This is a genomic window from Mycobacterium sp. 852013-51886_SCH5428379, assembly GCF_001665575.1.
Classification (GTDB): Bacteria; Actinomycetota; Actinomycetes; order Mycobacteriales; family Mycobacteriaceae; genus Mycobacterium.
Genome location: NZ_LZSU01000017.1, coordinates 208,428 through 227,812, shown reverse-complemented (window position 1 = coordinate 227,812; position 19,385 = coordinate 208,428). Strand labels below are relative to the sequence as shown.

The window sequence follows — 19,385 nt, the reverse complement described above, 5'->3', positions numbered from 1 at the left end:
GACCTCCATCGTCGTCACACGGATGACCACCTCTACCCGGGGGGCACGGTCGTGAAACGTCGCGGGTCAGCGGGGGATCCGCGGGATCCCGGCCAGTAGGCCGCGCTGCGGCACACCCATGATCGGTTCGGCCGCGACGCCGACTTCGGCGAACACGTCGTTGGCCGCCAGCACACCGGACATCGCGGAGCGCTCCATCAATCCGGAGAGGTAAGGCAGTTCGACGAAATCGCCCGCCACCCGCAGGCCCCGCGCATCGGTGCGCACCCCGGGTCGGGTGCCCGCGGAACCGGGCGGAAACGCCGGTGCGGTGGCCTCGAGCCGGTCGTGGCGATGCAGCACCACCGCGTCGGCCGTCTCCGGCCAGAGCGTCGCCAGTTCGGCCCGCAGGGCGTCGGCTGCCTCGATGGCATCGGTCAATCGGCATGAGTACGAATGCAATTCGACGATCGATCCGCCGGTCGCCCGGGCCCACTCGATACTCGGCCGCTCCAACCGCGAATACACCGCGATGGAGTCGAGGTTCGCTTGCCCGCTGACGGCGCTGAAGCCCGGGCGGACCGGGGCGACGTCCCGGTCGAACCACAGCCGGCTGACCGCGAACGGTGGCGCAACGCGCAAGGACTCGCAGCGCTGCGCCAGTTGCGGTGCGGCGGCGGCAGTCTCGGGGGAGTCGGCGAGCAGGGTCCGCAGCGCGCCCGGGTCCAGCGCGAGGACGAGGTTCTTCGTGTGCAGCTGTCGGTCCGCCGCGCTGACTTGCCATCCCTGTCCGTCGGGTGCGACGGAGTGCACCGGCGCGCCGGTGGCCACGGTAGCGCCGAGTCCGTCGAGATACCGGCGGAGCGGCTGCCAGATCGCCGTCGAGTAGTCGGTGTCCGGTACGTCGAATCCGATGCCCTCGGGATTGCCCAGGAAGTAGTAGTGGAACATCGCGACCAGTTCGGCGGCCGACAGCTCACCCTGGTTGCAAAAGAACGAGCGGGCGAACGCTTCGAACAGCATCGTGCGGGTGCGTTCGCTCATTCCGAAGCGGTCGAGGAACGTGGCGGCGTCGAGGTCGTCGAATTCGGCGAACGTGGTGGCGCGGTCGTAAGCCAGCAGCGCCCGTCCGGTGTCGGCGTCGGCCGACAGGAGATCGCGCCGGCCCAGACTCTTCGAGCGCACCGCCAGCGCGAGCAGGTTCAGCGGCGGCGCGGCGGGCAGCCCGGACAGATCCTCGTCCGGCCAGTGCGCGGAGATCACCGGATAGCTCGGCACCGCCGCCAGGAACGACAGCTGCGGATCGGCGCGGCGCAGGATCGACCGCCATGTGTAGTAGTGCCGGAAGAACGCGTGGAAGCCGTGCTCGATCATCTGTTCCGTACCGTCCGGCAACGTCTCCGGCCAGGCGTTGAGCCGTCCGCCGAGATGGTCGGCCGCCTCCAGCACCGTCACGTCGACTCCGCGCTCGGCGAGCACCACTGCCGCAGAGATCCCGGCGATGCCGCCGCCGACGATGACGGCCTCGGTTCCGGCGGGCACCTGGCGCGGCAACAGCGGGTCCGCGGTCACAAGGCGACGGGGCCGCATCCGCAGCGGCGCAGCCCTGCTGGTCATCGGATCGCTCATCACGCGTGCGCCCCGGTGGACCGCGTCCGCCGCCGCAGCAGCGTGACCGCGAACGGTACGGCGACCGCGCCCATGACGATCCCGCCGGTCACCGCGGAGCCGGGCAGGCCGAAGAACGCGAGGTGGCCAAGTACGGAGGAGAAGTACACCCACAGGTACAGCGTCGCGGCGGGCGCCGAGGGTGCGTCGTAGCGATCCCGGCGCAGCACAGTGTCGAGGATGCCGATGAGCACGACCGACACCAACAGCCAGCCGGCGTAGTTGGTCAGCGGAATGCCGTCGATGAACGGGAGCGACGGCTCCGGGTTGAACCACGTCCAGTGGCCGGCCGCCACCATCTGCGGATCGAGGAACACGTCCCAGGCGCTCAGCGCGAAGGCGCCGACCGCGATCACGGCGGCCGGGCGCGAGGCCAGCGTGCGCCCGACGACGAGCGCCGGCCAGGCCATCATCACCCACGCCATCGGCACCACGACCGGCACTCCGAACGCTTCCGGGCCGAGCGTGCCCGTGTAGGCGTAGTCACCGAACGGCCAGCCCGTCGCGACCCCGACCGCCTCGGCCAGCAGACCGCCACCGCCGGCGACGGCGACGAGCAGTGCGGCGCCGCTGAGGCCGTGGACCCGGCCGGCGTCGGCGACGGCGGCCAGGAAGAACACCGCCACGCTGGTGACGGTGATCGGCGTGCGCCACGGCTCCGGCATCAGCGGATAGACAATCTGGACGAGGATCGCCGTGGCGACCAGCGCCCACACCACCGACGTCGTGCGTCGACGCACATCTGGCACGGCCAACGCCAAGGGATACCTCCGCGGTCAGAACGGCTGCTTCCACACCCGTCGACAATGTGGTGGGGCGCGCTTCCGTAGAGTTTGCAGGTGCCCGATGCGCGCTTCGCCGAAACCCTACGCGCCCTGGTGGTCACGGGTTCGTCACTGGCCTGTGCGGGTGCTCTGCACCAGCTGTTCAACCAGCGGCTGCTGCGCCGCCCACCCGCCGACCCCGCCCCGGTCACCGCCAAGGTGTCGTTGCTCGTCCCGGCCCGCGACGAGGCGCACCGCATCGCGCCGACCATCCGGTCGCTACTCGCGCAGCGGGGACTGGCCGACGCCGAGATCCTCGTCCTGGACGACGGTTCGGTCGACGGCACCGCCGACGTCGTCCGCCGGACCGCGGACGCCGACCCCCGGCTGCGCGTTCTGACCGGCACCGCGCCGCCGCCGGGCCGCCTCGGCAAACCGCATGCCTGCGCCCAGCTCACCGCTGCGGCAAGCGGCGACATCCTGGTCTTCGTCGACGCCGACGTGGTGCTCGCCCCGGACGCGGTGGCAGCGGCCGTCGCAGTGCTGCGCGGCCCGCGTCCGCTGGACCTGCTGTCGCCGTGGCCGCGGCAGATTCCGGCCGGCGCCGCCGGCCGACTGGTGCAACCGCTGCTGGCGTGGTCGTGGCTGACCACGCTGCCGTTGCGGATCGCCGAACGATCCCCCCGTCCGTCGATGGCGGTCGCCAACGGGCAGTTCCTGGTCGTCGAGGCGGGCGCGCTTGCCCGGGCCGGTGGCTGGGAGTCCGTCTCGGGTGCGGTGCTCGACGACATCGGACTCGCGCGCGCGGTGCGGCTGGCCGGTGGTCGCACCGGAATCGCCGACGGGTCGGCGCTGGCCACCTGCCAGATGTACGCCACCGGTCTCGAACTGCGGGACGGCTACCGCAAATCGCTGTGGGCGGCGTTCGGGTCGCCCGCCGGCGCCGTCGCGGTCGGCACCGCGCTGGCGGTGGTCTACGTGCTGCCTCCGGTCGCGGCGCTGACCGGCTCCCGCATCGGCGCGCTCGGCTACGTCGCGGCCGTCGTCGGACGGACGGCGGCGGCGCGGTGGTGCGCGGGGGCGTGGAGTGCGCCCGCGCATCCGGTGTCGGTGCTGCTGCTGCTCTGGCTGCTCGTGTCGTCGTGGGTGGGCCGGGTGCGCGGCTCGCTGACGTGGAAGGGCAGGCCGGTGTGAGCGGCGTCGTCGTGATCGGCGCCGGCCTCGGCGGGCTCGCGGCGGCGGCCCGACTGGCCGCAGCAGGCCACCGGGTGCGCGTATTCGAGAGCGCCCCGACCGTCGGCGGAAAACTCGGCGTCGTCGAACGCGACGGATTCACCTTCGACACCGGCCCGTCGCTGCTGACCATTCCCGACCTGTTGACCGAACTGTGGCGCGACACCGGCGGGCCGTCCGGCCTGTCGCCGATCGCCGTCGACCCCGCGTGCGCATACGTCTTCCCCGACGGCACCCGGCTGACCCTGCCGCACGATCCGGCGCAGGTGCCCGCCGCCTTCGACGCGGCGCTCGGAGCCGATGCGGGGGAGGCGTGGCGGCGGCTGCACGAGCGGTCGCGCCGGCTGTGGGACCTCGTCGGCGAACCGGTGCTGCGTCGGCCGATCTCGCTGACCGCCCTGATCCGGATGAGCGCGCGGCCCGCCGACCTGCGCGCGGTCGCGCCGTGGCGCACGATCGACGGGGTGGGTCGGCGGATGCTGCCCGACCCGCGAATGCGCATGTGGCTCAACCGGTATGCGACGTACTCAGGGTCGGATCCGCGCCGCACCCCGGCGGTGCTGGGCGTGACGTCGTTCGTCGAGCAGGAGTTCGGTGCCTGGTATGTGCCCGGCGGTCTGCGCCGCATCGTCGAGACCCTCGCGGCGCGGTGCGTCGACCTCGGGGTCGACATCGTGACCGATACGCCGGTCGAGGCGATCACGGTCGCGGGCGGTCGCGTCCGCGGGGTCCGGGTCGGCGGCGCGCAGGAGCCCGCCGATGCGGTGGTGTGCAACGCCGACGCCGCCACCCTCTACGACGGGCTGCTGCCGCCACACGCGGCAACCCGCATGCGCAGGCAGGTCCGACGCACCCCGCGCTCGATGGCGGGATTCGTGGTCCTGCTGGGACTTTCGCAGCGGAAGCCAGGTGCCGCACACCGGGTGTACTTCCCGGCCGACTACGACGCCGAATTCGACGCGATCTTCGGGCGGCGGCCGCATCCGGTGCCCGATCCGACGGTCTACGTCCACGCCCCCGACGACCCCGCATTGCGCCCCGACGACGACTCCGAAGGCTGGTTCGTCATGGTCAACGCACCCGCGCACGACCCGGGGCGCGGTGTGGACTGGGACGCACCCGGATTGCGCGAGCGCTACACCCGCCTCGTCCTCGACACCCTGGCAGCCCGCGGCGCCGACGTCGAGGACCGCATCCGGTTCGCCGAGACCATCACCCCCGCCGATCTGCAGCGGCGCACCGGGGCGCCGGGGGGCGCGATCTACGGCACCGCGTCCCATGGCCCGCGCGCGGCGCTGCGCCGGCCCGCCAACCGCAGTCCGCTGCCGGGTCTGTACCTGGTCGGCGGCTCGGCGCATCCCGGTGGCGGCATCCCGCTGGTGCTGATGTCCGCCGAGATCACCGCCACACTCATCGGTCCGGCGGGAACGCCCGCGGAATCGACCGCCGTACCCCGACCAGCAACTGCACGCCTCCGACGACCCCGACGGCGATCCACGTGACGGCCAGCGCCCCGGCCCAGTCCCAGCCCGGCCCCGGCATACCCGCGGGCCATACCGCCACGCCCGCCGCCGCGATCCCGACGATGATCAGCCGGGTCGGCCGCTCGGCCACGGTGACCGCACCGACCCCCGGCATCCCGGCCGCCTGGGCGCGCGCCCGCGCATACTCGTGCAGCAACACCAGCGCGATCGCCGGCAACACCCACACCAAAGGAGCGCCCAGCGCCGCGAGGACCGCCGCGAGCACCACATCACCCAGCCGGTCGGCGACCGCATCGACCACCGCGCCCAGCGGACGCGCCCGCCCCGTCCGCAGCGCGACCGCACCGTCGAGGCCGTCGAGCACCCCCGCCGCGACGATCAGGCCGACCGCCAACGCCGGCCAGTTCGGGCCGGCGACGGCCGCCCACGCACCGACCAGCGCCAGCACTCCGGCGGCCGAGAGCGCGTCCGGGGGAATCCTGGCCACCGGCCCGGAAGAGAGGAACCACACCATCCGCAACCATCCGCGGACCACCGGCGACGGCTGCACCCCACCGTGCAGCGCCGACCATTCCCTGTCGTCCGGCGTACCGCCGGTCCGACTCTCCGACGCCATGTCCCCAGCCTGCCAGGACGGCCCGCCGTCCGACCGGAGACGGCGATGAGCCGACTGCGGAGTCTCGCGTCGGGTGTGCGCAAGACCTTTCCCGGCAGCGACCTGTCCCTCTGGGCAGCGGGTGCGACGTTCTTCGGGGTGATCGGTTTGGTGCCTCTCGCCCTGGCGTCGCTGTGGGCGGTCGGGGGGCTCGTCGGCCACGAGGCCGTCACCCGCGCGATGGAGTCCGCGATCAGTGGTCTGCCCGACGGGCACGGCACGCCCGAGGCATTGCGCACGCTGACGTCGGTGGCGCTGTCGATGTCGTGGGTGCAGGCGCTGGTCGTGCTGTTCCCGGCGAGCCTCTACGGCGAGGGCCTGCGCCGGGCCTTCGTCCAGATGTCCGCGGCGCCCGACACCCTGACCGGGTGGCGCGGGCGGGCCGGGCTGCTCGGCGTAGCCGCCGGCGCCCCATTCCTCGTCCTGGCCGTCCTGGCGTCGGCGCCCTACGTCGCCCCGCTCTACGACCGCGGCGGGGGATCGCTCATCTGGGGCATCGTGGTGGCCTTCCACATCGTCTGGGTCACGGTGTCCACAGCGCTGCTCGGGGTGTTCGGCCTCATCGGACCCGGTCGGATCGGGTGGCGGGCGCTGGCAATCGGCTCGTTCAGCACCGGCGCGATCCTCGCCGGGTTCCTGCAGGGGTTCGTGCTGTTCCTGGCGATACCGATTCCCTGGTCGGCGCCGTTCGGCGGCCTGCCGATCGTCGGCGCCGTCTCGGCGCTGGCCCTGTGGCTCTACCTGCTGCACATCCTGGTGCTGTGCGGGTTTCGGGTCACCGTCGCCCTCGACGAGGTGCTGCGGATGCCGTGACGCGGGGACGCTACGTTGCAGACATGAGACTCACCGGAAGCACCGCCCTCGTCACCGGCGCCAGCGGTGGCATTGGCGAAGAATTCGCCAACCGTCTGGCAGCGCAGCACGTCAACCTGATCCTGGTCGCCCGGCGCACCGAGAAGCTCGACGCGCTGCGCAGCCGGCTGCTGGCCGCCCAGCCCGGGCTGGAGATCGACGTCATCCCCGCCGACCTCGCCGAGCCCGGCGCCGCGGCGGAGTTGGCAGCGAAGATCGGGGCGCTGGGCCGACACGTCGACGTCCTCATCAACAACGCGGGTATCGGCCTGCACGGCCGGGTCGCCGAGCAGGATCCGGCGGAGAACGCCGCGATGATCCAGCTCAACTGTGTCGCGCTCGTCGAACTCACCGGTCATCTGCTGCCCGCCATGGTGCAGCGGCGGCACGGTCTGATCATCAACGTGGGATCGACGGCCGGTTTCCAGCCGGTGCCGAGCATGGCGGTTTACGGCGCCACCAAGGCGTTCGTGCTGTCGTTCACCGAGGCGCTGTGGCAGGAGACCCGCGGAACCGGTGTGAAGGTGCTGACGCTGTGTCCCGGCGCCACCGACACCGAGTTCTTCGATCGGACCGGGAAGTCGTTCATGACGCGAGGTCGGCAGACCTCCGCGCAGGTGGTCGACACTGCGCTCAAGGCCGTCGACCGGCCGTTCCCCACCGTGGTGTCCGGTCTGCACAACCGGGTCATGGCGCTCGGCTACCGGATCGCGCCGCGGCCCCTGCTGGCGATGGTCTCCGAGCAGCTGATGAAGACGTCCGGCCACGGCTGAGCCCGCGTCCGCCGTCGGTGGGGCTAGTCGGCGTGGTGGGTCTGATTCCCGCCGCGCCGCTTGGCGGTGTACATGGCCGAGTCGGCCTGGTCGATGAGCCGCCGGAACGTGGTCAGGGCGTCCTCTGCGGGGATCCGGTGCAGCGGCACGGTCGCGGTGCCCACGCTGCCGGTCACCTCGATGGGGCCAGAGGACACCGCGGTGCACAGGCGCTTGGCCCAGTCCACGGGGTTCTGCTCCTCGACGATGTCGGCGACCAGGAACTCCTCGCCACCCATCCGGCACACCAACGCGGTCTCGCTGGCCGCGTCGATCAGACCCTTCGCGACGGCCACCAGTGCGGCGTCACCCTGGGCGTGGCCGTGGGTGTCGTTGATCGCCTTGAACCGGTCCAGGTCGATCAACGCCACCGCGAGGTGGTCGTGATGGGTGCCGGCGACCAGGCGGCCCACCACTGCGTCGGAGAACGCCCGCCGGTTGAGCAGGCCGGTGAGTGGGTCGCGGTCTGACCGCAGCAGATCGGCGCCGAGGGAATGCACGACGCTCTGGATGAAGAAGGGCACCGCGACGTTCAGTTCCAGGACGAGGAAGTATCCGCTGAGGCCGAGGAGGAGCTCACCGTCCTGGGCCACCCGGATCGCTCCCCAGGCGCCGAGCGCCACCGCGACCACGAAGTTGACCAGCATGTAGCGCGAGGTGTGGAAGAACGCGATGTAGCCGCCCGAGACGGCCAGGGCGGTCGCCGACATCAACCCGATCAACGGTTCGGCCTGCCACAGACAACCGAATGCGATGCTCGCGCTCCCGACGAGGGCGAAGGTGACGGACTCGATCCGGGTCGGCCACCGCGTCAACCACAGCACTGCCAGCGCCACGCCCGCGAGCCCCACCACGGCCGACACGGCTACGGCGATGGTGCGGTTCAGGGGTTGGGGCCCCCACAGCGCATTCAGCGGGACGAGAAACAGCGACGCGGCGACCAGCGCCATGCCCCGGCGTACCGGGTCGGCGAGACCGCGGGCCTTCAGGTAGTTGCTGAGCCACTCGAAGTGGTCCGGCTGACGCCACCATCTGCCGAGCCACGTCATGCCGACCCACGCCATCGACGAATATGTCCCATCCCCGCGCATGGCGATTCGCACCATCGCCGTCGCCGAATGTTATCCCGCCACCAGGGCGGGCCGACGGAATCGGCGCGGTCGAGTCCATGACGTCATGCTGTGGACGGTGCCGTTCGACGTCGGCTCACCAGCGCACCGGCAACTCGTGGATGGTGTAGATCTCCTGTTCGCCGGCGAACCGCAGATCTTGTGGTGGCACCGCCAGGCGCAACCCCGGCAGGCGGCGCACGAGCGTGCCGAGCGCGATCTGGAGTTCGACGCGGGCGAGGTTCTGGCCGATGCACTGATGGACGCCGTAGCCGAAACCCAAATGGCCTTTCGGGTTGCGGTCACCGTCGAGAACGTGCGGATCGTCGACGAAGGCGGGATCCCAGTTTCCCGCGGGCAGGTTCATCAGCACCTGCTCCCCGGCACGGATCGGCTGGCCGTTGATGACGAGATCCTCGACGGCCACACGATCCACCTGGCTGTGGACGATCGTGAGGTAGCGGATGAGCTCCTCGACGATGAGGGCGTCGGTCTTCGGGTCGGTGGAATCACGCAGCCGATCGAGTTGCGCCGGATTCTGCAGCAGCGCAACGGTGCCGAGGGCGATCATGCTCGCTGTCGTCTCATGGCCGGCCAGCAGCAGGATCACGCCGTTCATCACCGCGGTCTCGGGGTTGAGTTCTCCGGTCGCGACATGGTCGACGACGAGCCGGCTCATCAGGTCGTCACCGGGTTCACGCTGCTTCTGGGCGGCGAGCCTGCGCATGTACTCGAACATGGCCGTGCCCGCGGCGGCCTTCTCCTCGGCGGTGGACCGGGAGTCAAGGCCCCTGGTGCTGTAGAGCTGGAACTCCTCGTGGTCGGAGTGGGGCACACCCAACAGCAGCGAGATCACCAACGACGGCACCGGCAGCGCGAAGTCGCGTACCAGGTCGGCGGGCGGTCCGGCGTCGATCATCCGGTCGAGGAAGTCGTCGACCAACTGCTGGATCTGCGGTCTCATCGACTCGGCCCGTCGATAGGTGAAGTCGCGGGTCATCATCCGGCGTAGCCGGTTGTGTTCGGGATCATCGATCCGGGCGAACACCACGGGGGCGGTGTCGTCGGCGGTTCTGGTTCGGGTGCTGTCCGAGAAGATGTCCGCACTCAGTCGCGGGTCGATCAGTGCCGCCCTGATGTCGTCGTAGCGGCTGATCAGCCAGGTGGGCCGACCTCTCCACAAGACCCGCTGCAAACCGGTCGCATCCCGCCACTCCGCGAACTGCGGCGGCGGTTCCAGCGGGCAGCGCGGGTCGCGCGGCACCGGGACGGTGATGTGGCCCCCGCCAACGTCCACGGCCGATTCCGACGTCATGACCCCCCAATCGACAGCCTGCTGCCACTTATCCGGCACATTAACCACCAGCCGTACTGGCAGTCAACTGTCGGATATGGTGGTGTGGTGACTCTCGCCGGAGAGCGGCGGCTACGCGCGGACGCTGTCCGCAACGCCGAACGCATACTGATCGCGGCCGGCGAGGTGTATGCCGAGCTGGGAGCGGACGCCCCGATGGAGGCGATCGCGCGGCGCGCCGGAGTCGGGGAGCGCACGCTCTACCGGCGATTCCCGACGAAGGCGGACCTGACGCGTGCCGTGCTGGACCACAGCATCGCCCGGCATCTGACCCCCGTGATCGAGCGTGCGCTGGGGCGGCGTAACCCACTGCGCGGTCTGACCGAGCTGGTGGAAGGCGCGGTCGCGCTCGGCGCGCGGGAACACGGTGTGCTCACCGCTGCCCGCAAGGCCGACTCGCTGGCCGGCATCTCCGCGCAGCTGGACGCTGCGCTCGACGAGCTCACGACGCGGGCGCGGGAGGCCGGGCTCATCCGCGCGGAGGTGGTCGGGGATGACCTGCGGCGCATCGTGGTGATGCTCAACAGCGTGCTGTGGACCATGGATCCCACCTCGGATGGCTGGCGGCGCTACGTCGCCCTGATGCTCGACGGCATCACCACCTCGCCGCAGCCGCGCGCGCTACCGCCGTGCGTTTCGATCCAGTACCCGCCGCATGCCGAGAGCTGGCCAGGATGAGCGAACTGCGGTTCGACGGCCAGGTCGCGGTCGTCACCGGAGCCGGGCGAGGGCTCGGCCGCGAGTACGCGCTCCTGCTCGCCTCCCGGGGCGCCCGCGTGGTGGTCAACGACCGCGGCGGATCGGTCACCGGCCACGGGGCCAGTGAGGACGCGGCGGCCCAAACCGTCCGGGATATCGTCGCGCGCGGTGGCGAGGCCGTCGCCGACGTCCACAGCGTCGTCACCCCTGAGGGTGGCCGGGCCGTCATCGACACCGCGCTCGAGGCCTTCGGAACGGTGGACGTCCTCGTCAACAACGCGGGCACCGTCGATGACGCGGCGTTCGAGGACATGTCGCAGGATCGGCTCGATCCACTGCTCGACGTCCACCTGCGAGGGGCGTTCTTCGTCACTCGACCCGCCTGGAAGGTGATGCGCGACAATGGTTTCGGGCGTGTGGTCAACACCTGTTCGGCGGCCGGCATCTTGGGAGCGCCGCGGATGAGCAACTACGGCTCGGCCAAGACCGGGCTGATCGGGCTGACACGGGTGCTGGCCGCGGAGGCCGGTGACGCCGACATCAAGGTCAATGCGGTCGCGCCGATCGCGGCGACGCGGATGCTGGACTATTCGATGCGGAGCGTCCTCGACCTCGCCGACGACGAGGCCGCGGCTGCCGCCGACGAGGTCATGCGACCGTTCTTCGCACGACTCGATCCCGCGCTCGTGGCGCCGGTGGTCGGCTACCTCGCGCATGCGATCTGCGCGGTGTCGGGGGACATCTACACCGTGGGCGCGGGTCAGGTCGCCCGGTTCTTCATCGGCAGGACCAAGGGGTACTACAACCCGTCGCTGTCGATGGAGGACATCGACGCGCATCTCGACGAGATCCGGGACACTGCCGGCCACACGGTGCCGGCGGGTCCCGGCGACGAGATGTCGGCGCTGCTGGCAACGCTTGCCGAGGGCTGACGCTGTCAGCCGCCGCCCGGCGCCGAGGAGGTCTCGTCGTCCGTCGGATGAATCATGTTGGGGTGCACGGATGTCATCCACGTGTAGGGGTGTTCGGGTGAGGTGGTGTTGCCGAGGATGAACGTCCGGTCGGTACGGCGGGTGCGTCCGGTCGCGGCCAGCCAGCTGGCCACGGTGCTGATCCGGTTCTCCAGTCCGGTGAGGAACGCGATGTGCAGCAGCCCCCACGCGAGCCATCCGGGGAGACCCGACAACCTGAGCGGGCCGGCCTCCAGAACGGCGTGGCCCCGGCTGATGTACGCCGCGGATCCCAGATCGCGGTACCGGTAAGGTCTGCGCGGCTTACCGGCCAGATCGCGCCGGATGCAGGCGGCGGCGTGCAGCCCGCCCTGCATGGCGTTCTCGGCCACACCCGGCAGATGGTCCCGTCCGACGAGGTCACCGATGACGAACACCTCCGGATGTCCGGGCACCGACAGGTCGGCGTCGACGGCGATGCGCCCGGCACGGTCGGTGGTGGCGCCAAGCGCCTCGGCCGCTCGCCGGGCGAAGGGGACCGCCTCGACGCCGGCCGTCCACAGCACGGTCCGCGTCGCGAAATCCTCATCGGGCCCACCGGCTTTCGGTGAGACGGTGATGCCGTCGGAGCGGACATCGGTGACGTGCACCCCCATCCGCAGCTCGACACCCAGTGCCTCCAACGCGCCGGTGGCCTTGGTGGTCAGCGCCGGCGCGAAGCTGCTGAGCACCCGCTCGCCGCCGTCGAACAGGATGACCCGCGCGTCCTGCGGGTCGATGCTGTGGAACTCGTCGGCCAGCGCCCGGGTGGCGACCTCGCGGATCTGGCCGGCCAGTTCGACGCCGGTCGGCCCGCCCCCGGCGACGGCGAAGGTGAGCCACGCATCACGGTCCGGACCGGGCGGCAGGGTTTCGGCGACCTCGAACGCGCCGAACACTCGACGCCGGATGGTCACCGCATCGTCGAGGGTCTTCATCCCCGGCGCCCACTGCGCGAAGTCCTCGCGCCCGAAGTAGGCCTGCCGCATACCGGCGGCCAGGATCAAGACGTCGTAGTCGAGGCTGAACGTCGTGCCGTCGGGCCGGCAGGCCGTGACCCGCCGCGCGTCGACGTCGATGTCGCACGCCTCCCCGAGTAGGGGGGTGACGTTGCGGTGGCGGGCAAGTTCCTCGCGCAGCGAGCGGCTGATCTGTCCGATGCTGAGAGTGCCGGTGGCGCATTGGTAGAGCAGTGGTTGGAAGACGTGGCAGGCGGACCGGTCGAGAAGCGTGACCTCGACGTCGGTCCGGCCGAGCCGGCGCGCGCAGAACAGCCCGCCGAAGCCGCCGCCGATGATCAACACGCGGGTCGAACCGTGGTCTGTCACCTCACCATTGTTGCCGCTGGCCGGCCCGCCACGCGTCGAGGACCCGCCGCTCGCGTTTCGTCGGCCGCCCCGCGCCACGATCGCGGACTGCCAGGGGCACCGACGTCGTCGGCGGTGCCGGTGGCGTCCGGTCGAGAAAGCAAGTGGCGGCGTCGGGCGCGCCGACCCGTTTCTGGATCACCCGCACGACCTCGACGATGCGTTCCCGGTCCCCGATCCGGGCGCGCACTTCGTCGCCGGGCGACACCGTCGTCGCAGGTTTCGCGGGCCGGTCGTTGACCCGCACGTGGCCGCCGCGACAGGCGGCTGCGGCGTCCGGCCGGGTCTTCGTCAGCCGGACTGCCCAGAGCCAGCGATCCACCCGGGTCGATTCCACTTCTTCATTCTGACCCGGGTGGTCGTTGGACGAGGCGTCAGCCGCCAGTGCCGACGCAGATGCCGCCCGCGCAGGCCTCGGCGCCACCGGGTCCGGCCCCGGCTCCAGCGCCGGGGACACCCGCCGAGGCGCCACCGGGTCCGGCACCTGCGCCCGCGCCGGGGATCTCGGCCGACGCGCCACCGGGTCCGGCACCCGCGCCTGCGCCGGGGACCTCGGCCGAGGCGCCGCCGGGTCCTGCGCCGGCACCGGCGCCGGGAACCTCGGCGGTCGCGCCGCCCGGTCCGGCACCGGCACCCGGAGCGCCACCGGGATCACCCGGGGCGCCGCCCGGTTCGCCGGTGCCGCCCGGAGCCGGCGCGGGAGCGCTGGTCGTGGCCGGCGGCGTCGTCGTGACCGACGACGTGGAGGTGGAGGTGGAGGTCGATTCTTCGCTTCCGCTGTCGCTCGAACCGCATGCTGCGGTGAAGCTCACCGCGATGGCGGCGGCGGCGACTCCCGCGACAAACGGGACGCGACGGGTACGGCGATCAGTCTTCATGGCTCGGTGCGTCTCCTGTGCTCGAGGCGTATACGTGCCACCCGGGCATACCCATCGGCGAGTACGGCTAAGCAAGTCGGCGCCTCGGCGAGGCCCTTACGCTGGCGCCATGGCGCAGCCGCAGACCACCGACGACGGGCATCACATCGTCATCAACGGTCGCCGCTGGCGCGCCACCGATCCGGCGATTCCCGAGGATCGGCGCGCCGAACTGACCCGCATCCTGATGGCGTGGCGTCGCGAGGTGCGTCGGGTGAAGGGCACCGCGCAGGAGAAGACCGCCCGCGCCGGGGTGCACGCCGCCAAGGTGGCGTTGGGCGAGCGGGGCGACCCGCCGTGGTGGGAGCAGACCGACGCCCAGCGGCGGGCGCGCTGGCAGGTCCACGTCGACGCGCCGGGTGAGCCGCCCCGGTCGTGACGTCCGCGGTCAGGCGTGACGCACCTGATTGCCGCCGCGGTGTTTGGCCGAGTACATCGCTTTGTCGGCGATCTCGATCAGGCGGGCGATCCGGCGGGCGGAGTCGGGGCCGGTCAGTTCGGGTAGCGCGATGCGCGCCGTCCCGATGCTCGCTGTCACGTCCCGCCGCACCTCGCTGATACCTGCGCAGAGTTCGGTTGCGGTGGCCGTGACCGTTTCCGCGCCGGCCGGGCCTGTCATGGCCACCAGGAACTCCTCGCCGCCCGCGCGGCAGATCACCGCCTCCGGCGGACACCGCTGTTTGAGGACGTCGGCGACACCGAGGAGAGTGCGGTCGCCCACCGCGTGACCGTAGGTGTCGTTGACCATCTTGAAGTGGTCCAGGTCCAGCATGAACACGGTCAGGTGGGTGTGCGTCGACGGCGCCAGGGACGCGCGCCGGGTGACGGCGTCGACGAACCCGCGGCGGTTGAGCAGGCCGGTGAGCGGATCCTCTTCGGAGCGCTGGGCGTAGAGCACCAGCGCCCGGGACAACGCGCGAATGGTCAGGGGCGCCGAGAGGTTCAGCAGGAAGATGAGGCCGAAGGCGGCGGCCGCGGCGGCGGCGCCGCTATTGCGGGCCAACTCCAGCGTGGTGACGGCCGTGATCGCCATGGCCAGGGCGGAGTTGGCGATCATCACCCGGCCGCTGTGGAAGACGGCGATGTACCCGCCGGTGACGGTCATCGCCGTGCAGCCGAGGGTCGCGATCGCGGCGGAGTCCTGGGTAACGGTCCACAGCGCCACACATATCGCGCCGCCTACCACCGCCGCCCGCGATTGGCGGCGGGTCGGCCACCGCGTCAGCCAGAAGAGCACCATTCCGGCGGTGAAAAGCACCCCGAGAACGCCGACCAGCACCGCGCCGACGCTGTACTGGCGCTCGCTGGCGAGGACGGTCAACGGAATGGAGCCGGACGCGGACGCCACCACGGCCATGATCATCCGCGCGGACCGCATGAGGTCTCGCTGATGCAGGAAATCGGTGATGTTGTCGAACTGGTCGGGCTGGTTCCACCACTCCCTGATCCAGACCATCACCTGCCAGCCTCCCGACATCCCCGGTCGCGCCACCGGAACGTCTCGATGGTAGCTATCGCGATGTTTCCGGGCAGGGTTGCGAGTCCATCGGCGTCGGAACTGCTCCCGGCGGCTGTGCTCGGCTGCCGCCGGGTGCGCTACTTCAGTTCGTGGCGTCGAGGATCTTGATGGCGAAGACGAGCGTGTCGCCCGGTTCGATCCCGGCCGCGGGCTGACCCTGCGGGTATCCGTCGGCCGGAATCATCGCCACCGCGACGGTGGAGCCGACGTTCTGCCCCGCGATGGCCTTCTGGAAACCGGGCACGACGCCGTCGAGCGGGAAGTCGACCGGCGCGCCGCCCTCGTAGCTGTTGTCGAACACCCGTCCGTCGCGGCCGTTGACGCCCATGTAGCAGACCGATACCGACGCGGTGTCGGCGACGACCGGTCCGTCGCCGGGCTTGAGGGTCTGCACCTGGGTTTCGGTCACGCTGAACGGGGCGGTGACCTCGACCTTCGGTGCGGTCGCGTCGGTGGAGCCGGTGACCGCCACGCTGCCGGTGGCGCCGGGCAGCGTCCACTCGGGCGCCCCGCCCTGGGCCGGCGCTGCGGAGGGGCAGAAGTCCGCGGACTGCTCGGTGACCGACGACGAGAACAGATCGTCGAACGACGATGTGCTCTGCGCGGTCTCCGCAGCGTCGGAGCCACACGCGGAGAGCACGAGGGCCAGCGATGCCGTGCCGGTCAGCAGCGCGACGGAGGAAGGCAGTCGGGTGATGTTCACGGTCGCCACGCTACAGCCGGGTCGGTCACGCTAGTCGTAAACCACGGCCAGGCCCCGACGCTCGAGATCGGCCAGGGTGTCCTGCATGGCCCGCAGCTGTTGCGGGGTGTGACCGACCCAGTCGGTGAGTTCGCCGACCACCCGCACGGGCTCGCGGGTGCGGTAGGAGCGCGTCGGATTGCCCGGCAGCTTCTTGTCGGTGACGTTCGGATCGTCCTCGACGGGTCCTTCCGGCTCGACGAGGTAGATCCGGCCCGGGCCGTCGCCTCGGGCGAGCTCGGCGCCCCAGACCGCGGCGTCGAGGGTCTTCGTCATGTACACGTGGTTGGCGATGCGGTTCTCGCCGTAGTTCGCCGGGTGGCCAGGCACAAGCCGATCACCCACGCTCAGATCGGCTTTGGTCCCGTGCAGATATGCGCCGGACTCGTGGACTTCGAACGGTTTCGGAATGGCCGGCACCGGTTTCTCCCCTCGTCGGAAACGTCGTGGCCGGACGATTGTGCGGCACACCGGTGGCCTTGCCGCAAGCCCCGGTGGGCGGCATATCCTGAAAGGGGATCGCCACCGCGCCCAAATGATCAAATGGGCGCAGAAATGCGAGTAGTTTCCGGCATTTCGTCGATCTCGGCGATCGCCGACGGGCCGTCAGTTCGATTGCCAAGAATCCACCAAGGAATTGAGAAGCTCCGAACGGGAGAGTCAACGGCGTCAAGTGCCCTGACTCCCGAGGAGACACCGTGAAGACCCTGCTGGCCTCAGCACTCGTCATCGTCGCACTGGTCGGAGCGCCGGTTGCCGCCGCCGACAACTACGTGACCCAGTCCGGCCGGATGCTGTGCGCGGTGACGCCGGACTCCACGATCGCCGACCCGGGCCAGGACGCCGTCGTCTGCCAGGGTGCGTTCACCCAGCCCGGCGCCAAATTCCAAGCCGTCACCCACGGCGAGGGAGACCTGCAGTGGCAGGACGCCAACCTCGCCGTCGACAACCCCACCACGACCATGCAGTACGGCACCGAATACCACCGGGGCAACTGGACCATCTATCCGGACGCGAACGGCACGCTGTTCACCAACGACCGCACCGGACACGGCATGTTCGTCAGCATCGACGACGTCTATGCGTTCTAGTTGGGGTCCGCGACGCCGGTGAACCGCGCGACGAGCAGGCGAAGGCGTTCGGACTCGAGGTCGGGTCGGATGCGGCCGGCGCGACCGAGCACGACCAGCCCGTGCAGTGCGGCGAACAGCACTTCGGTGAGCGAGTCCACCTCGTGCTCGCCGGTGACCGCACCGACGACGTCGCGCAGTTCGGCGAAGGCAGCCGCGAGTTCCGGTGGCGTGTTTTCAGTGGCGAAGGGCAGGGTCGTCGTGCGGGTGAACATCGCGTCGTATACCGCAGGGTGGGTATGAGCGAAATCGTTGTAGGCGTGGGCGATTCGCTTCAGCGCATCGTCGGCCGAGGTCGCGTCGGCGCGAGCGGCCCGGATGGCCTGCGTGAGCTCACCGAAGCCGTCGACGGCGACCGCTGCGGCAATCTGGTCCATGCCCGAGAAATGCTTGTACAGCACCGGCTGGCTGTACTCGATCTCGGTGGACAGTCGGCGGGTGGTGACGGCGTCCCACCCTTCGGTCTCAGCGAGTCTGCGTGCGGTGGTGACGATCAATCGCCGTCGGGCGTTGCGCTCTCGGTCTCGCCGAGCCTCGATGGCCATACTCGAAGATAGCACTGATAGTAGTGCTAGCACCGCTATTGACAGTGCGCACGGTCGGGGTTAGCGTCGCTAGCAACGGCAATCGAGAGGCTTTTTGCCATGATCCTGGTCAGTGCGCCCATCAACCGGCAGCTGGCGGCGGCCGCTGACGCCGGTGTTACACCGCCCAACAGCCTTGCGCTGCAGTCCAAATGGGACCACGTCATCAATGGGCGTGCGCTGTTGCAGGGCACGGCCGTCGCCGCGCTGTGTGTGGCCCTGACGGTCTGAGGCAGATCGATGTTTCAACTCAGGATCTACTCCCTGCGGTCGCCGCAGGCGCTGCACCGCTACGCGACCGTGCACTGGGCACGCCACATCGCGACGTTCGGCGAGTTCGGTATCACCACCCACGGGGTGTGGATCGAGCTCGAGGGTGGAGCGAATCGACTTGTTGCGCTGATCCGTTACCCGCAGGGAGCGGACCCGGAGCAGCTCACCCGCGAGGTCATGGCCCACCCCGACTTCGCCACAGACATGACCGGATTCGATGTCGGGGAGATCATCGACGTCCGAGCGATCGCGCTTGAACCGGCACCGTTTTCACCGATCCGATGACACCCTCGGGAGAGCCCGCATGATCACCGCCATCGCCCATGTTCTTGCCGGGCTGCTCGCCGTCGCCATCATCGCCATCGGCATACGGTTTCTCGTCGCGCCGCGCGTCGCCGCGGCCGGGTACGGAGTGCAGCCGGACCTCAGCCAGCCCTACGCCGGCGCCTACCTGTCGGTGAAGGGCGTCCGCGACGTCGCGACCGGACTGTTCGTGCTCATTCTGATCGCCGCGGGCGCAACGCATCTCCTCGGCTGGATGATGCTGGCGGCTACGACCATCCCGCTCGGAGACGCCGTGATCGTGCTGCGCAACGGCGGTACCAGGGCAGTGGCTCTGGGGGTGCACGGAGGGACTGCCGCCGTTATGCTTCTGACCACCGCGCTGCTGTTTGCGGCGTAGGAGCACACCACCACGACGTACGATCCAATGGCAGACATGTCGGAGGCCTGATGATCGCGGACCGGTGGGGCGTGACCGACGCCGAGGTCGCACGGCGATATCCCTGCGATGACCTGGTGCCCGAGCCTGCCGGGCAGTTCTGGCGCGGTGTCTCTGTGGCGGCCGCACCTGAACACATATGGCCTTGGCTGACCCAGATCAGGGTGGCGCCGTATTCCTACGACTGGCTGGACAACCGCGGTCGTCGGTCGCCTCAGGTGCTTCTCGGACTGCCGAATCCGGTTGTGGGGGAGAATTTCTCGACCGCTGGTGGTCGACGGCTCGGCAGAATTCTGTCGGTGGAACCCGGGCGCCACGTGACCGGACGGATCCTCGGCGCCGTGATGTCCTATGTGCTCGAACCGGATTCGGGCGGCACCCGGCTGCTGTTGAAGATCGCTGTTCCAGCAGCACGCTTCACCGGCCCGGTCGTTCCGCTGCTGTCCGTGGGCGATCTGGTGATGGCCCGCCGCCAGCTCCTCAACCTCAAGCGCCTCGCCGAACGAGCGGAGGTGCGTAGCTGACGGACGTCGA

Annotated in this window: 24 protein-coding genes; 12 read left to right on the top strand and 12 right to left on the bottom strand. The window is 70.3% G+C overall.

The features are described from left to right. Positions 1–66: 66 nt before the first annotated feature. Both A5757_RS06470 and A5757_RS06465 read right to left on the bottom strand, forming a co-directional pair. Complete coding sequence (locus A5757_RS06470) at positions 67–1,608, bottom strand: FAD-dependent oxidoreductase (RefSeq protein WP_156618200.1); 1,542 nt, start codon at positions 1,606–1,608, stop codon at positions 67–69. Further along, positions 1,608–2,387, bottom strand: a complete 780-nt coding sequence (locus A5757_RS06465) for a carotenoid biosynthesis protein (protein ID WP_066830309.1) — start codon at positions 2,385–2,387, stop codon at positions 1,608–1,610. The genes A5757_RS06470 and A5757_RS06465 overlap by 1 nt, the downstream gene beginning before the upstream one ends. Positions 2,388–2,486: 99 nt before the next feature. Here A5757_RS06465 and A5757_RS06460 point away from each other — a divergent pair, with 99 nt between their 5' ends. Together A5757_RS06460 and A5757_RS06455 are read left to right on the top strand one after the other, a co-directional pair. Next, positions 2,487–3,605 carry a glycosyltransferase family 2 protein gene (locus tag A5757_RS06460; RefSeq protein WP_066830306.1) on the top strand — a complete coding sequence of 373 codons (1,119 nt, stop codon included), beginning with the start codon at positions 2,487–2,489 and terminating at the stop codon, positions 3,603–3,605. Beyond that, positions 3,602–5,146 carry an NAD(P)/FAD-dependent oxidoreductase gene (locus A5757_RS06455; RefSeq protein ID WP_082929345.1) on the top strand — a complete coding sequence of 515 codons (1,545 nt, stop codon included), beginning with the start codon at positions 3,602–3,604 and terminating at the stop codon, positions 5,144–5,146. Before A5757_RS06460 ends, A5757_RS06455 begins: the two co-directional genes overlap by 4 nt. Here A5757_RS06455 and A5757_RS06450 read toward each other — a convergent pair. Continuing rightward, the gene (locus tag A5757_RS06450; protein ID WP_082929340.1) at positions 5,055–5,744 is read right to left on the bottom strand and encodes a CDP-alcohol phosphatidyltransferase family protein; all 690 of its coding nucleotides are present in this window, start codon (positions 5,742–5,744) and stop codon (positions 5,055–5,057) included. The genes A5757_RS06455 and A5757_RS06450 overlap by 92 nt on opposite strands. A gap of 45 nt (positions 5,745–5,789) precedes the next feature. Between A5757_RS06450 and A5757_RS06445 the strand changes: the two genes are divergently transcribed. Both A5757_RS06445 and A5757_RS06440 read left to right on the top strand, forming a co-directional pair. Next, entirely contained in the window at positions 5,790–6,596 is an 807-nt protein-coding gene (locus tag A5757_RS06445) for a YihY/virulence factor BrkB family protein (RefSeq protein ID WP_066830293.1), read from the top strand. 23 nt (positions 6,597–6,619) lie between these two features. Further along, positions 6,620–7,408 carry an SDR family oxidoreductase gene (locus A5757_RS06440; RefSeq protein ID WP_066830290.1) on the top strand — a complete coding sequence of 263 codons (789 nt, stop codon included), beginning with the start codon at positions 6,620–6,622 and terminating at the stop codon, positions 7,406–7,408. Positions 7,409–7,431: 23 nt separating this feature from the next. On the opposite strand, the gene A5757_RS06435 is transcribed toward A5757_RS06440, so the two are convergent. After that, complete coding sequence (locus A5757_RS06435; RefSeq protein ID WP_066830418.1) at positions 7,432–8,496, bottom strand: diguanylate cyclase; 1,065 nt, start codon at positions 8,494–8,496, stop codon at positions 7,432–7,434. Between the two features lie 157 nt (positions 8,497–8,653). Beyond that, positions 8,654–9,871, bottom strand: coding sequence for a cytochrome P450 (locus A5757_RS06430; RefSeq protein ID WP_066830286.1), 1,218 nt, complete (start codon positions 9,869–9,871; stop codon positions 8,654–8,656). 87 nt (positions 9,872–9,958) lie between these two features. Between A5757_RS06430 and A5757_RS06425 the strand changes: the two genes are divergently transcribed. After that, the gene (locus tag A5757_RS06425; RefSeq protein WP_066830415.1) at positions 9,959–10,588 is read left to right on the top strand and encodes a TetR/AcrR family transcriptional regulator; all 630 of its coding nucleotides are present in this window, start codon (positions 9,959–9,961) and stop codon (positions 10,586–10,588) included. Beyond that, entirely contained in the window at positions 10,585–11,541 is a 957-nt protein-coding gene (locus A5757_RS06420) for an SDR family NAD(P)-dependent oxidoreductase (RefSeq protein ID WP_066830284.1), read from the top strand. The genes A5757_RS06425 and A5757_RS06420 overlap by 4 nt, the downstream gene beginning before the upstream one ends. A 5-nt stretch (positions 11,542–11,546) precedes the next feature. On the opposite strand, the gene A5757_RS06415 is transcribed toward A5757_RS06420, so the two are convergent. The 3 genes from A5757_RS06415 to A5757_RS06405 are packed head-to-tail and all read right to left on the bottom strand — an operon-like array spanning position 11,547 to position 13,843. Next, a complete protein-coding gene (locus A5757_RS06415; RefSeq protein WP_066830281.1) occupies positions 11,547–12,926 on the bottom strand; it encodes an NAD(P)/FAD-dependent oxidoreductase in 1,380 nt (459 codons plus the stop codon). 1 nt (position 12,927) lies between these two features. Beyond that, on the bottom strand, positions 12,928–13,302 hold the full coding sequence (locus A5757_RS06410) for an RNA-binding S4 domain-containing protein (protein ID WP_066830279.1): 375 nt from the start codon (positions 13,300–13,302) through the stop codon (positions 12,928–12,930). 37 nt (positions 13,303–13,339) lie between these two features. Next, a complete protein-coding gene (locus A5757_RS06405) occupies positions 13,340–13,843 on the bottom strand; it encodes a hypothetical protein (protein ID WP_066830277.1) in 504 nt (167 codons plus the stop codon). A 109-nt stretch (positions 13,844–13,952) separates the two neighbouring features. On the opposite strand from A5757_RS06405, the gene A5757_RS06400 reads away from it, so the two are divergent. Then, positions 13,953–14,261, top strand: coding sequence for a hypothetical protein (locus tag A5757_RS06400; RefSeq protein ID WP_066830274.1), 309 nt, complete (start codon positions 13,953–13,955; stop codon positions 14,259–14,261). Between the two features lie 9 nt (positions 14,262–14,270). Here the strand turns inward: A5757_RS06400 and A5757_RS06395 are convergent, their stop codons facing one another. The 3 genes from A5757_RS06395 to arr form a co-directional block, all read right to left on the bottom strand. Continuing rightward, positions 14,271–15,338, bottom strand: coding sequence for a diguanylate cyclase (locus A5757_RS06395; RefSeq protein ID WP_197497274.1), 1,068 nt, complete (start codon positions 15,336–15,338; stop codon positions 14,271–14,273). 145 nt (positions 15,339–15,483) lie between these two features. Next, a complete protein-coding gene (locus A5757_RS06390) occupies positions 15,484–16,113 on the bottom strand; it encodes an FKBP-type peptidyl-prolyl cis-trans isomerase (protein WP_156618196.1) in 630 nt (209 codons plus the stop codon). 21 nt (positions 16,114–16,134) lie between these two features. Beyond that, on the bottom strand, positions 16,135–16,563 hold the full coding sequence (gene arr / locus A5757_RS06385) for an NAD(+)--rifampin ADP-ribosyltransferase (protein WP_066830268.1): 429 nt from the start codon (positions 16,561–16,563) through the stop codon (positions 16,135–16,137). A 278-nt stretch (positions 16,564–16,841) separates the two neighbouring features. Here arr and A5757_RS06380 point away from each other — a divergent pair, with 278 nt between their 5' ends. Beyond that, entirely contained in the window at positions 16,842–17,234 is a 393-nt protein-coding gene (locus A5757_RS06380) for a hypothetical protein (protein WP_066830265.1), read from the top strand. Here A5757_RS06380 and A5757_RS06375 read toward each other — a convergent pair. Beyond that, a complete protein-coding gene (locus A5757_RS06375; protein WP_066830262.1) occupies positions 17,231–17,818 on the bottom strand; it encodes a TetR/AcrR family transcriptional regulator in 588 nt (195 codons plus the stop codon). The genes A5757_RS06380 and A5757_RS06375 overlap by 4 nt on opposite strands. 99 nt (positions 17,819–17,917) lie before the next feature. Here A5757_RS06375 and A5757_RS22690 point away from each other — a divergent pair, with 99 nt between their 5' ends. The 4 genes from A5757_RS22690 to A5757_RS06360 are packed head-to-tail and all read left to right on the top strand — an operon-like array spanning position 17,918 to position 19,375. Then, positions 17,918–18,088, top strand: a complete 171-nt coding sequence (locus tag A5757_RS22690) for a hypothetical protein (protein ID WP_197497273.1) — start codon at positions 17,918–17,920, stop codon at positions 18,086–18,088. A gap of 9 nt (positions 18,089–18,097) precedes the next feature. Then, entirely contained in the window at positions 18,098–18,415 is a 318-nt protein-coding gene (locus A5757_RS06370) for an NIPSNAP family protein (RefSeq protein ID WP_066830259.1), read from the top strand. A gap of 19 nt (positions 18,416–18,434) precedes the next feature. Next, a complete protein-coding gene (locus tag A5757_RS06365; protein ID WP_066830255.1) occupies positions 18,435–18,812 on the top strand; it encodes a DUF4267 domain-containing protein in 378 nt (125 codons plus the stop codon). 50 nt (positions 18,813–18,862) lie between these two features. Next, positions 18,863–19,375, top strand: a complete 513-nt coding sequence (locus tag A5757_RS06360; protein WP_066830253.1) for a polyketide cyclase — start codon at positions 18,863–18,865, stop codon at positions 19,373–19,375. Positions 19,376–19,385: the final 10 nt, after the last annotated feature.

Bases quoted from the DNA above. Each gene is read 5' to 3' on its own strand.
- A5757_RS06470 (WP_156618200.1), bottom strand. From the start codon at position 1,608: ATGAGCGATCCGATGACCAGCAGGGCTGCGCCGCTGCGGATGCGGCCC.
- A5757_RS06450 (WP_082929340.1), bottom strand. From the start codon at position 5,744: ATGGCGTCGGAGAGTCGGACCGGCGGTACGCCGGACGACAGGGAATGG.
- A5757_RS06395 (WP_197497274.1), bottom strand. From the start codon at position 15,338: ATGGTCTGGATCAGGGAGTGGTGGAACCAGCCCGACCAGTTCGACAAC.
- A5757_RS06440 (WP_066830290.1), top strand. From the start codon at position 6,620: ATGAGACTCACCGGAAGCACCGCCCTCGTCACCGGCGCCAGCGGTGGC.
- A5757_RS22690 (WP_197497273.1), top strand. From the start codon at position 17,918: ATGATCCTGGTCAGTGCGCCCATCAACCGGCAGCTGGCGGCGGCCGCT.
- A5757_RS06375 (WP_066830262.1), bottom strand. From the start codon at position 17,818: ATGGCCATCGAGGCTCGGCGAGACCGAGAGCGCAACGCCCGACGGCGA.
- A5757_RS06405 (WP_066830277.1), bottom strand. From the start codon at position 13,843: ATGAAGACTGATCGCCGTACCCGTCGCGTCCCGTTTGTCGCGGGAGTC.
- A5757_RS06435 (WP_066830418.1), bottom strand. From the start codon at position 8,496: ATGACGTGGCTCGGCAGATGGTGGCGTCAGCCGGACCACTTCGAGTGG.
- A5757_RS06420 (WP_066830284.1), top strand. From the start codon at position 10,585: ATGAGCGAACTGCGGTTCGACGGCCAGGTCGCGGTCGTCACCGGAGCC.
- A5757_RS06370 (WP_066830259.1), top strand. From the start codon at position 18,098: ATGTTTCAACTCAGGATCTACTCCCTGCGGTCGCCGCAGGCGCTGCAC.
- A5757_RS06360 (WP_066830253.1), top strand. From the start codon at position 18,863: ATGATCGCGGACCGGTGGGGCGTGACCGACGCCGAGGTCGCACGGCGA.
- A5757_RS06445 (WP_066830293.1), top strand. From the start codon at position 5,790: ATGAGCCGACTGCGGAGTCTCGCGTCGGGTGTGCGCAAGACCTTTCCC.
- A5757_RS06430 (WP_066830286.1), bottom strand. From the start codon at position 9,871: ATGACGTCGGAATCGGCCGTGGACGTTGGCGGGGGCCACATCACCGTC.
- A5757_RS06365 (WP_066830255.1), top strand. From the start codon at position 18,435: ATGATCACCGCCATCGCCCATGTTCTTGCCGGGCTGCTCGCCGTCGCC.
- A5757_RS06400 (WP_066830274.1), top strand. From the start codon at position 13,953: ATGGCGCAGCCGCAGACCACCGACGACGGGCATCACATCGTCATCAAC.